Raw genomic sequence first — 12,237 nt, forward strand, 5'->3', positions numbered from 1 at the left:
ATAGATGGATTGAAAAGACTGGAATACAGAGGCTACGACTCAGCAGGAATAGCTGTAATAGACAATGGAGAACTAAAGGTTTTCAAGAAAGAAGGAAAAATAAGAAAACTTGAAGTTGAACTTAATAGAATGAACATTTTTTCAGAAATTGGTATAGGACATACCCGTTGGGCAACCCATGGAAAACCGTTAGATATAAATGCCCATCCTCATGTAGATTGCAATCATAAAATAGCTATTGTTCATAACGGAATAATTGAAAACTACTTAGAGTTAAAGAAAAACCTCTTAGATAAAGGACATAAGATTCTTTCTGATACAGATACAGAAATTGTTGTCCATTTAATAGAAGAGGAATTAAAAAATTCTAAAAACTTTTTTGAAGCTTTCAAAAATGCTATTTGAAAGCTAAAAGGTTCCTATGCAATAGGGGTTATCACTGTTTTTGAACCTGATAAGATTTTTGTTGCAAGAAAAGATAGCCCTTTGGTTATTGGAATTGGAGAAGGAGAAAATTTCATCGCTTCTGATGTACCTGCGTTTCTACCGTATACAAACAAAGCTTTGTTCTTAGATGACTTTGAAATTGCAATAGTTGAAAGAGAAAAAGTTAAAGTATTTGACTTTGAAGGAAACAAAAAGGAAAAGAAAGTTCACATGATTCCTTGGTCAATAACTCAAGCAGAGAAAGCAGGTTTTAAACATTTTATGCTAAAAGAAATTTTTGAACAACCAAGGGCAATAGCCGATACAATAAGTGGAAATCTTTCATGGTTTAAAGGAGATGGTTTAGAGATAGAGAACTTTAACAAAGTCCAAATAGTTGCTTGCGGAACTTCTTATCATGCGGGACTTATAGGAAAATTCTATATAGAGAATCTTGCAAAGGTACCGGTAGAAGTTGACTACGCTTCAGAATATAGATATAGGGAACCGATAGTAGATAATAGCGTTCTCGTTATAGCTATTACCCAATCAGGAGAAACTGCAGATACGTTAGCCGCAATGAGGCTTGCAAAGTCAAAAGGAGCAAAGACATTGGCTATCTGTAATGTAATTGGTTCAACAGCGACAAGAGAAGCAGATACAACCATTTACACTTATGCTGGACCAGAAATAAGTGTTGCCTCGACGAAAGCTTTTACAACTCAACTAACTAGTTTATTTCTTTTTGCCCTTTGGCTTGGAAGAAAAAGGAAGGTGCTTAACGAAATAGAAACGGAGGAGTACTTTAAAGAACTAATGAAAGTTCCTTCTAAAATAGAGGAATTTTTAAATAGAGAAAAAGAAGAAGAAAACGTAAAGAAGATTTCTCTTGAGTTTTACAAATCAAGTGATGCACTTTATCTTGGAAGAAATGTTAACTATCCTATAGCTTTAGAGGGTGCTTTAAAGCTTAAGGAGATTTCCTACATTCACGCTGAAGGCTATCCTGCAGGGGAGATGAAACATGGTCCAATAGCCCTAATAGATGAAAGTATGCCAGTAATCTTTGTGGCAACAGAAAGCAAACTTAAGGAAAAGGTTGTTTCTAATATAGAAGAGGTAAAAGCAAGAAAAGGAAGGGTAATTTCTGTTATAAACGAAGAAGATGAGGAAGTAAAGAAGCTTTCAGAGTTTACTATAGAAGTTCCAAAAACATTAGAATTCTTATCTCCAATAGTTAATGTAGTGCCATTACAACTTTTTGCCTATTACATAGCAGACTTCCTTGGATACGATGTTGATCGGCCGAGGAATCTGGCAAAAAGTGTAACTGTGGAGTAAAGGTGAAGGAAACAGCAACTCTCTTAATTTCTTGTAAGGATAGGAAAGGAATTCTTGCAGAAATTACCGGTTTTATAGCAAAGAATAACGGAAACATAATAGCTGCAGACCAGCACATAGATTTTCAAAAATCTATCTTTTTTATGAGAATTGAGTGGGACTTAACGGAGTTTAAAATACCTAAAAGAGAAATAGCTAAAGCTTTTAAGCCAATAGCAAGAAAATTTGATATGAACTATCAATTAAAGTTTAGCTCTGACGTTCAGAATGTAGCCATTTTTGTTTCCAAATACGATCACTGCCTTTATGAACTGCTTTACAGATTTAAAGCTGGAGAATTGAGAGGAAATCTTAAACTTGTAATAAGTAACCATCCAGATTTAAAGCCTGTGGTAGAAATGTTTGGTATACCTTTTTATCACTTTCCAAAAACAAAAGAAACCAAACTTTCGGTAGAGGAAAAAGAAATAGAACTTCTAAAGAAAGAGAATATAGACCTTGTAATTCTTGCAAGATACATGCAAATCTTGAGCGATAACTTTGTGAATCAGTTCAGAAACAAAATAATAAACATTCATCACTCTTTCCTTCCTGCTTTTGTGGGAGCAAAGCCCTACCATAGAGCTTACGAAAGAGGAGTAAAAATAATTGGAGCGACAAGCCACTACGTTACAGAAGAACTTGATCAAGGACCGATCATAGAACAGGATGTTGTGAGGGTAACTCACAGAGATACGGTAGAAGATATGATAAGAAAGGGAAGAGACTTAGAAAAGCTTGTTTTAGCAAGAGCCGTTAGGTGGCACTTAGAAAACAAGATACTTGTGTATGATAACAAAACAGTTATTTTTGACTAGTTCTTCCTTATTTATTTTCTTCCTTTGATAGCAAGTTTCGCCCTTTCTATTATCGGTTTAATAGTAGAATATTTTGTTTTTAAACTCGCTCTATTTATGATTAACCTTGCAGTAGAATGCAAAATTGTATCCACTTCTTTCAGTCCATTAGCACGTAAAGTTGTTCCTGTCTGAACAAGGTCAACGATTCTATCTGCAAGCCCAACTAAAGGTGCAAGCTCTACTGAACCGTAAAGAACAATGATTTCAGGGTGGATTCCTTTACTTCTAAAATACCTATCGGTAATTCTTGGATATTTTGTTGCAACTCTAATGAAAGAAAGTTTTTCAAGATCGTAAGGTTCTTCTATTTCTTCCGGTTCTGCTACCGACAACCTACATTCTCCAAATTTGAGATCGAGAGACTCATAAAGATCATATCCCTTTTCTTCAATAACATCTTTTCCTGCAATGCCAATGTCAGCTGTTCCGTAGTAAACGTAAGTTGGAACATCCATAGGTTTAACCAAGATAAACTTAAAATTTTTCCATTTAAAAATTAGCTTTCGGGTTTCTTTTAGAGTTTCTGAAGCATCTATTCCAGTTTCCTGTAAAAAAGCAACAGTTTCCTTTAAAAGTCTTCCCTTTGGGAGAGCAATGGTTATCTCGTTCATTCCATTCTCCTCAGTATGGAAGTTCACTTTTTACTCTTTCTATTTCTGCTCCAAGATTCTGGAGCTTTTCTTCCATTCTTTCATATCCTCTATCAAGGTGATAAATTCTGTAAACTTCTGTGGTATTTTCTGCTGCAAGTCCAGCTATAACCAAAGAGGCGCTTGCTCTTAAGTCTGTTGCCATCACTTTTGCACCAATTAGTTTATCAACTCCTTTTACAACTACGGTATTTCCCTCTATTGAAAGGTCTGCCCCAAGTCTTTGTAGTTCAAGAGCGTGCATAAAGCGATTTTCAAATATAGTTTCTTTTATGACGGAAGTTCCACTGGCTAAACACATCGCAGCCATAAACTGTGCCTGCATATCCGTAGGAAAACCCGGATATGGCTGAGTTATTACATCCACACCTTTAAGCCTATCCCTTTTTTCAGCAACAACTTTATTATTTGCAATTTTCTCTACCTTTAAACCTGCTTCTTCAAACTTTTCTATTACTGCTCCAAGGTGATCGTAAGGAAAGTTCTCTATTTCTATTCTGCCGCCTGTTAATGATACTGCTGCCAAGAAAGTTCCTGCTTCAATTCTGTCTGGCATAACCCTGTATTCGATGTCTCCGAGTTCATCTACACCATCAATTTCTATGATATCTGTCCCTTCGCCTTCTATTCTTGCTCCAGCCTTTTTTAAGGCTCTTGCTAAATCTACAATTTCTGGTTCTTTTGCAGCATTCCTTATGACAGTTTTTCCCTTTGCTAAACAAGCTGCCATTAGAACATTTTCGGTTCCTCCCACAGTTGGGAAGTCAAAAGTAATCTCACATCCTTTTAGCCTTCCACTAACTTCTGCTGTTATGTACCCATGATCAATTCTTATGTCAGCCCCCATTTTGGAAAGAGCCTTTAAATGGAGGTTAACAGGTCTTGCACCAATAGCACATCCTCCCGGCATAGAAACTCTTGCTGTTTTATACCTTGCAAGGAGAGGTCCTAAGCAAAGAATCGATGCTCTCATCGTCCTTACAAGGTCGTAAGGAGCTTCCGTTTTTATACCTTTCCCTTCTTCAATCTCGACAGTATCGTCAAATCTCTTAACGATAAATCCCATACTTTCAAGTAAAAGACAGGAAGTATAGATGTCCCTAAGATTTGGAACGTTAGAAAGGAAAAGTCTACCGGTTAGTATGGATGAAAAAATTATCGGTAAAGATGCATTCTTAGAACCAGAAATCCTTACCTTTCCCTTAAGTTCCCTACCACCTTTTATTACGAACTTTTCCACTTTTTACTCCTTTCTTGCTAAAACTATCCTCTCTATTCCAGCCAAATCTTTGAAAAACGTAATATCCTTAAAACCTTCCTCTTCTAAGAGTTTTTCCACTTCTCCATGTTGACCGGCCCCAATTTCAAGAGCTATTAGACCATTTTCCGTTAGTTTTTTTTCAGCTTCCTTTATTAGCCTTCTTATAACTTGTAATCCGTCTTTCCCTCCAAAAAGAGCAATTGCCGGCTCAAACTTTAGAACATCCCTTTCAAGCCTTTTATCACCAAAAGGGACATAGGGAGGGTTAGAAATAATCACATCTATTGGGCTTTCTATTCCATCAAGAAGATTGGTCTTTATAAATTTTACACACTGACAACCTAACATTTCCTTGTTTAGTTTTGCAACACTTATTGCAGTAGAAGAAATATCTGTTCCTATGTATTCGTTCTCTTTCTTTAAAAGTTTACACAAAGAAAGAATAATGCATCCACTACCTGTGCCAACATCAACGATTTTTAGATTATCTCTCTCTTTTATTGCGTCAAAAACAGCTTCAACTAGAATTTCAGTTTCGGGTCTTGGTATAAGAACTCCTCTTTTTACATTAAATTTAAAGCCAAAGAATTCCTTCTCTCCAATTATGTAAGCAACAGGTTCTCCTTTTGCTCTCCTTTTTAAGAGTTGACGGTACCTTTCCACCTCACTTTCTTCTAAAGGCCTGTCAAATTCAGTGTAAAGTTTTACTCTGTCTTTAAATCCGAGAGAAAAGGTGAGTAAAAGTTCAGCATCAAGTCTTGCCGACTTTATTCCCCTTTCCTTCAAGATCTCGGTTGCTCTTTTTAGTAAGGTCCCAACAGTCCACTTCATAGCGTCCAAAATGTATCAGAATTAATACTTAATTGGAAGCTGTTTTGATAAAATCTCCCAAAAACTCTTACGAGGAGATAAGATGGAATTTGAAGCGGTAATTGGGCTTGAGGTTCACGCTCAACTTTTAACAGAGACCAAAATCTTTTGTAGCTGTAAGAACGAGTTTGGGGCACCGCCGAACACCAACGTCTGTCCGGTATGCCTTGGAATGCCTGGATCTTTACCGGTCTTAAACAAAAAGGCCGTTGAGTATGCAGTAAAAGCAGCACTGGCTTTAAACTGTAAGATCAACAAGTACTCCGTTTTTGCTAGAAAACACTACTTTTACCCAGACCTACCAAAAGCTTATCAGATTACTCAGTACGAGCTTCCGTTTGCAGAAAACGGATGGATAGAAATAGAAAAGCCAGATGGCACTAAGAAAAAAATCAGAATAAAGAGAATTCATCTTGAAGAAGACGCAGGAAAAACTATCCACGGTGAAGGACTTGATCCAAACTCTTACGTTGACTTAAACCGTGCAGGAACTCCACTAATTGAAATAGTTTCTGAACCTGATATATCTACTCCGGAAGAAGCTAAACTTTACATGCAGAAGCTAAGGGATATCTTGGTTTGGATTGGCGTAAACGATGGAAACCTCGAGGAAGGATCTTTAAGGTGCGATGCTAACGTATCTATAAGACCAAAGGGATCTAAGGAACTTGGAACAAGAACAGAAATTAAGAACGTAAACTCCTTTAGGTTTATTCAAAAAGCTCTTGAGTATGAAATTGAAAGACAGATAAAGGTTGTAAAAAGTGGTGGAGAGGTTGTTCAAGAAACAAGGCTTTTTGATTCCCAAAAAGGAATCACAAAGACAATGAGGACCAAGGAAGAGGCTGAAGACTATAGATATTTCCCAGAACCAGATCTTCCGCCTCTTATCATAGACGAAGAATGGCTTGAAGCTATAAAAGCTTCTTTACCAGAGCTTCCAGATGAAGTAAAAGAAAGGTTTATAAACGATTACGGACTTACTTCCTATGATGCAAGTATTCTTGTTAGGGATAAAGTCTTGGCTTCATTCTTTGAGAAAGCTGCCAAATCCTACGGTGGAGAAGCAAAAAAAGTAGCGAACATAATTATTTCTGATCTTCTAGGTGTTCTAAATGAAGAAAAGATTGAACTTTCAGAAGCAAAAGTCAAACCAGAACATATTGCAGAACTTCTAACTCTTGTTGATAAAGAAGTTATCTCTCTAAGAGTAGCTAAAGAAGAAATAATTCCTGAAATGGTTAAAACAGGAAAGGAACCTAAATTAATAGTTGAGGAAAAGGGACTTACCCAAATTTCGGATGAGTCTGCTCTAAAAGAGATAATAAAGAAAGTTCTTGCCAATAACGAGAAAGCTGTTAAACAATATAAAGAAGGTAATGATAAACAGAAGCAGAAAGCTGTTAAATACCTAATCGGTCAAGTTATGAAAGAAACAAGAGGAAAAGCCAATCCTAAACTACTTAATCAGTTAATTCCTCAAGTTCTTGAAGAAGTTTAGCTTTAAAGGTAAGGTAGGAAGGGGCTTTCGCCCCTTCCCTGTAAGTATAAAAACTCCCTCCCCCGGGTGGCACTCGCCACCCTCCTTTTCGTTGTTCATTACTATTATATCATAAGTAAATCTATTGTAATCTTTCTACTTTTATAAAGTTTAAAGATAACGAATTTTATTATTATCTCCATCTTTTCATATTTTCCAGGATAAGAGCCTTAATTTCTGTTTTTGCCTTATTTATCATGCCGTTAACAACATGGTAGTAAATTAAAGCAACCACAGCAACAAAAATCCCCAAAGCAGTGGCTTCAAGTGCAAAACCTATACCTTTACTAACTTCTAGTAAGTTTCCAGTCCCTCTTTCAGCCATTACCAAAAATGATTTCATTATCCCTAAAACTGTTCCGAGTAACCCTAAAAGAGGAGAGACAGTGATCGTAAAAGACAAGAATCCCATTCCTCTTCTTAGTTTCGATACAAACAAGTGGTAACGGGCCTCAAGTTTACTTTGATCGAATTCTTCTATTTCTTTTAGAAAAAGTTTCTTTTCTGCAGGATAACTAAAGGATAGGTAAAGTAACCTTTCCACGAAAAGAAACGTCGCTAAGAACACAAGTGCATAAAGAGAGTAAAAGACAACTTGATGGGCTGTTTCCATTGTGATAATCAACTTTCTCCTCCTTTTGAAAGAAATAGTATAATAAATTTTACAAAATCTGAAGAAAGGAGAAGGATGTGTTTAAATTCAAGGATGAGAACTTTGGAGAGAAGCCGCAATTGATTATCATTCCGATGGTTGACGTAATGCTCTTTTTGCTTGCTTTCTTTGTACTCATAACAGGAAGCTTGATTCCCGGACTTGCAATCAAAACAAACCCACCAGAGACTACAAGAAAGTCAAAAATTGAAATCAAGAGAGAGGTAGTTACAGTTACCATAAAAAAAGATGGCACTATCTATTTTGGAAACAGGAAAGTCTCTCTTAAGGAACTTCCTCAACTGTTTAAAAAGAAAAAACGTGAAAACCCTGGTGTTTCAATTGCTATAAATGCGGATAAAGACTCAAAAGTTCAACTTTTAGTAAGTGTTATGGATGCAGCTCAAGAAGCAGGTATTACTTCAATAGGACTACTAGCGAAGGAGAAAAATGAAGGCAAGCGTTAGAATTGTATTAGCTCTGTTAGTTTCTATCTTAATAGAACTTGCTTTTATAAGGGTAACGGAGATCATTTATAAACCTCAACCAAAAGAAGTTAAAGAGGTTATTAAAATTTCTTTGATAAAACCAAAAAATCAGAAGGTAAAAATAGAAAAAACTCTTGGTAAGAGGACGAAGAAAAAGAAAAAGAAAAAGATTCATTCTAAGTCAACACCGAAGAAACCAAAGATTGTTTCAAAAAGAACAGTTAAGAAGATTCCTAAGGAAACTTCTAAGGAAAAAAGTTCTGGAGGCTTAAAAGCTGTTGATGGAAACCTTCCTGCTTACTACTTAGAAGCTATTAGAAGGGCCATAGAAGAAAACATTTTCTATCCCCTTGAGGCTATAGAAAGAGGTGAAGAAGGAAGAGTAAGCGTAGAGTTTGTCCTCAATAGGAACGGTAAAGTCCTTCAATGTAAACCTCTTAGAGGAAAAAGCGAAATACTGAAGGAAGCAACCTGTATAGCTATAGGGAGAGCAACCTTCCCTCCAATTCCAACTTCTATAAAAAACAGTAAGCTTAAGTTTCAGCTGGAAATAGAATATAACTTAGACATGATCCGTTAATCTTCTGGTTTCACTTTTTCTATTTTTATAGATGGGATTCTTAGTTTTGATAGTTTTTCTTCAAGGACTTTTACCCTATCTTCAAGTACTTTAAGTTTTTCCGTGAGTTCTTGATTACTTTTAGAAAGCTTATTTTTCAAGGAAACTATTTCCTTTTCTAACCTTTGGCTTGTAGTTTCCATTTTAGTATTAAGTTCAGACTTTATGTAGGACACTTTCTTCTCTGTATCAAGCTCTACTTTACTAATATGGCTTTCGACAATCTCTATAGCTTTTTCAAGTTTAGAGAGTTTTTCTTCAATTTCCTTCATACTCTGATGAATAGAGTTAATTGACACTTGAACCTTAGGAACTTCTTCTTTTACCTTGAGAACTTGAGTATTTGTGTTTTTAAGATCTTTTTCCAGTTTAGACTGCTTAAGTTCAAGTATTTGAATTTTTGCCTCTAGATCATTTATCTTTTTTGCTTGCTCGTCAGAAATACAGGATGCTAGTAAAATTGTAGCTGTTACTGGTAGTATAAGTTTCTTCATTTTTTCCTCCAGTGAAAAATTTCTCAAATAATTTTAGTATAACTATTAAAAACTTATGAGGGGAGGACGATGGTAAGTGCTGGAATAGATGTTGGCTCGACGACCGTTAAGGGAGTCCTGATAGATGAAAATGGAAGAATTTTAGTTGAACACTATGAAAGGCATGAAGCTAAGCAAATCGAGAAAGTTTTAAAAATTCTTGAAAAATTTGAAAAATTTGCTGGAAAAGGCTTTCAACTCTTCTTAACTGGTAGTGGAGGAGAAACAATAGCAAAAGCTTTAGATGTAAAGTTTGTACAAGAAGTAAATGCTTTAAGTCTTGCAATAGAGAAGCTCCACAAAGATGTAGGTTCGGTAGTGGAACTTGGTGGACAAGATGCAAAGATGATTTTCTTTTTTGGAAAAAGAAAGATAACAACGATGAATGACAAGTGTGCAGGAGGAACTGGAGCAACTATAGATAGAATTATCTCCAAGCTCAAAATACCAATTGAAAAGGCTACAAAAATTAAGTTTGACATAAACAAAGTTCATGAAGTAGCCGCAAAGTGTGGAGTTTTTGCTGAGACCGACATTAATGGTCTGCAAAAAGTTGGAGTTCCTGAAGATGAACTTCTAATATCTTTGTTCAACGCTATAGTCCTTCAGAACCTTGCAGTCCTTACAAGAGGAAACACCTTACGTCCGAAAGTTTTACTTCTTGGGGGACCCAATACTTTCTTTCCTGCTTTGCAAGAAGCTTGGAAACATCATTTGGAGAAACTATGGGAGGAAAAAGAAATACCATTTGATAGAACAAGTGTAATTGTTCCTAAGAATGCTCAGTACTATGCTGCCTTAGGAAGTGCTTTATTTTACGAGTTTGAGGAGAGCCCTTATAAAGGGAAGGAAAAACTTTTAGGTTTTGAAAAACGTTCTTTAGTAGTTCTAAAGGAAAGGACGGGAGAAAGAGGACTTTTAAAAGAAGGAGAGGATTTAGAAGAATTTAAAGAAAAATATAGTGTAAAGCCTTTTACACCGAAAAGATTCAGAAAAGGTGAAGAAGTAAAGGCTTTTCTAGGAATAGATGGAGGGTCAACCTCTACAAAGGCGGTTTTGATCAATGAAAGTGGAGAACTAATAGCCACAGCCTATACATTATCCCTTGGAAATCCGCTGAAAGACGTAAAGGAAGTGGTAAGAAAACTAAAGGAGCAAATTGAAGGAAATGGTGCAAAACTCTCTATTTTGGGAGTGGGGATTACAGGTTACGCGAAGGATATGTTAAAGGAAATAATAGGTGGAGACGTAGCTATTGTAGAAACAGTAGCTCATACGGTTTCAGCAAAACATTTTTTTAAAGATTTTGATGTTATCGTTGATGTGGGAGGACAAGACATAAAAGTAATGATAATGAAAAATGGAGAGATAAAGGACTTTAAACTCAACACCCAGTGCTCTGCTGGAAATGGGTATTTTCTCCAATCAACTGCTGAAAGATTTGGATACAGGGTAGAAAAGTTTGCCGAGGTTGCTTTCAAAGCTAAACTTGTTCCAAAGTTCAACTTTGGATGTGCAGTTTTCTTAGAGCAGGATATTGTTAACTTTCAACGTCTTGGATGGCAACCCCACGAAATAATGGCAGGTCTTGCAAAGGTTCTTCCTAAGAATATTTGGTTTTATGTAGTTAAAGAACCTAACCTTAGAAAACTTGGTAAACGTTTTATTTTGCAAGGAGGAACACAGAAAAACCTTGCAGCGGTAAAAGCTCAGGTTGATTTTATTAAAGAGAGAGTAGAAGATGCCGAAATCTTTGTTCATCCGATAACTGGTGAAGCCGGAGCTTTTGGAGCTGCGATAGAAGCTTTAAAGGAGTACCAAGGAAAAACAAACTTTATTGGACTTGACAACCTACTTAACCTCTCGTACACCATAAAGAGCGACCAAACAACCAAATGCACTTTTTGTCCAAATAAATGTCAAAGAACCTTTATTACTGCTAAGGGTAGAACTTTTGTGGTTGCACCTTGCGAGAAAGGAACAGCTCTTGATATTGAAGAAGCAAAGAAAATTACAAAGGAACTTTCAAAGATAAGAAAGGAAAATCCAAACCTTCAAGAGATAGCTGCTAAAAAAGTTTTTGAAAGCTATCCAGTTAAGACCGTTTTTGAAACTAAAAGGTTTGGGATACTTAGTAGAGAAAGCGTAATAGAGAAAAGAAAGAACCTAAGAATTGGAATTCCAAGAGTTTTAAACTTCTACTCTCTTACTCCTTTCTTTAGGGGATACTTGGAGTCTCTAGGGATTAAAAACTTTATTTTTTCAGATTACACTTCCGAAAGGTTGATAAGAGAAGAGCTAAAAGGAGGAGCCATTGATCCTTGTTTCCCAAGTAAAGTGGCCCTTGCACACATTAACAACTTGATAAAGAAGAATCCAGACGTAATACTTTTTCCAAAAATAGTTTCTTTAATTCCGTTTTTTAAAGACTCTGAAGGTTCTTGGGCTTGTCCTACTGTAAGTGCTACTTCCCTTTCTGTAAAGGCCGTTTTGACAAAAGAGAAGGATATTTTCAGAGAAAAGGGAATAATATTCTTAGATCCGGTTTTACATTTCCATGATAAAGATCTCTTGGAATACGAGATGTTTAAAGCTTTTAAAGATGTCTTGAAACTTACAAAAAGCGAAAACAAAAAAGCAATAGAAGAAGGATTTAGATCCTTGAATCTTTACTTAGGAGAAATGAGAAAGTTAGGAAAAGAAATTCTGGAAAAACTTGAGAAGGAAAACAGAATAGGTATTCTAGTTCTTGGAAGACCCTACCATAACGATCCGGGAATTAATCACGGTATTTTGGAAGAAATACAAAAGAGGGGATATCCAATTTTAACCATTGATTCCCTTCCTTTTGATGAAAATTTTGAGATTAGTAAGGTTTGGAAAAAATCTTACAGTGAAAATACAAATAGAAAAATATGGGGAGCAGTTTTTGCTTCAAAGCATAAAAACCTTGCTGTT

At 36.0% G+C, this 12,237-nt stretch carries 10 protein-coding genes and 1 pseudogene; 6 read left to right on the plus strand and 5 right to left on the minus strand.

Going from position 1 to position 12,237, the window contains the following annotated elements:
* Positions 1-1,767, plus strand: a pseudogene (glmS, locus tag ABGX27_02255) (glutamine--fructose-6-phosphate transaminase (isomerizing)).
* Positions 1,768-1,769: 2 nt separating this feature from the next.
* A complete protein-coding gene (purU, locus tag ABGX27_02260; protein MEO2068319.1) occupies positions 1,770-2,624 on the plus strand; it encodes a formyltetrahydrofolate deformylase in 855 nt (284 codons plus the stop codon).
* 11 nt (positions 2,625-2,635) lie between these two features.
* On the opposite strand, the gene hisG is transcribed toward purU, so the two are convergent.
* Genes hisG through prmC form a run of 3 tightly spaced genes read right to left on the minus strand, consistent with a single transcriptional unit; the run spans position 2,636 to position 5,408 of the window.
* Positions 2,636-3,277: an ATP phosphoribosyltransferase gene (gene hisG / locus ABGX27_02265; protein MEO2068320.1), complete on the minus strand. Its 642-nt coding sequence runs from the start codon at positions 3,275-3,277 to the stop codon at positions 2,636-2,638.
* 10 nt (positions 3,278-3,287) lie between these two features.
* Positions 3,288-4,556, minus strand: coding sequence for a UDP-N-acetylglucosamine 1-carboxyvinyltransferase (gene murA, locus ABGX27_02270; GenBank protein MEO2068321.1), 1,269 nt, complete (start codon positions 4,554-4,556; stop codon positions 3,288-3,290).
* Positions 4,557-4,559: 3 nt separating this feature from the next.
* Positions 4,560-5,408 carry a peptide chain release factor N(5)-glutamine methyltransferase gene (prmC, locus tag ABGX27_02275; protein MEO2068322.1) on the minus strand — a complete coding sequence of 283 codons (849 nt, stop codon included), beginning with the start codon at positions 5,406-5,408 and terminating at the stop codon, positions 4,560-4,562.
* A 52-nt stretch (positions 5,409-5,460) separates the two neighbouring features.
* Here prmC and gatB point away from each other — a divergent pair, with 52 nt between their 5' ends.
* The gene (gatB, locus tag ABGX27_02280; GenBank protein MEO2068323.1) at positions 5,461-6,948 is read left to right on the plus strand and encodes an Asp-tRNA(Asn)/Glu-tRNA(Gln) amidotransferase subunit GatB; all 1,488 of its coding nucleotides are present in this window, start codon (positions 5,461-5,463) and stop codon (positions 6,946-6,948) included.
* Positions 6,949-7,120: 172 nt separating this feature from the next.
* Here the strand turns inward: gatB and ABGX27_02285 are convergent, their stop codons facing one another.
* Complete coding sequence (locus ABGX27_02285; GenBank protein MEO2068324.1) at positions 7,121-7,612, minus strand: MotA/TolQ/ExbB proton channel family protein; 492 nt, start codon at positions 7,610-7,612, stop codon at positions 7,121-7,123.
* 65 nt (positions 7,613-7,677) lie between these two features.
* Between ABGX27_02285 and ABGX27_02290 the strand changes: the two genes are divergently transcribed.
* On the plus strand, positions 7,678-8,106 hold the full coding sequence (locus ABGX27_02290; GenBank protein ID MEO2068325.1) for a biopolymer transporter ExbD: 429 nt from the start codon (positions 7,678-7,680) through the stop codon (positions 8,104-8,106).
* Positions 8,090-8,707 carry a TonB family protein gene (locus ABGX27_02295; protein ID MEO2068326.1) on the plus strand — a complete coding sequence of 206 codons (618 nt, stop codon included), beginning with the start codon at positions 8,090-8,092 and terminating at the stop codon, positions 8,705-8,707. The genes ABGX27_02290 and ABGX27_02295 overlap by 17 nt, the downstream gene beginning before the upstream one ends.
* Here ABGX27_02295 and ABGX27_02300 read toward each other — a convergent pair.
* Entirely contained in the window at positions 8,704-9,240 is a 537-nt protein-coding gene (locus tag ABGX27_02300) for a hypothetical protein (GenBank protein ID MEO2068327.1), read from the minus strand. The two genes, ABGX27_02295 and ABGX27_02300, sit on opposite strands and share 4 nt — an antisense overlap.
* 69 nt (positions 9,241-9,309) lie before the next feature.
* Here ABGX27_02300 and ABGX27_02305 point away from each other — a divergent pair.
* On the plus strand, positions 9,310-12,237 hold a 2,928-nt coding region (locus ABGX27_02305; protein ID MEO2068328.1), incomplete at its 3' end, for a BadF/BadG/BcrA/BcrD ATPase family protein.

The sequence above is a fragment of the Desulfurobacteriaceae bacterium genome (assembly GCA_039832905.1).
Lineage (GTDB): Bacteria > Aquificota > Aquificia > Desulfurobacteriales > Desulfurobacteriaceae > Desulfurobacterium.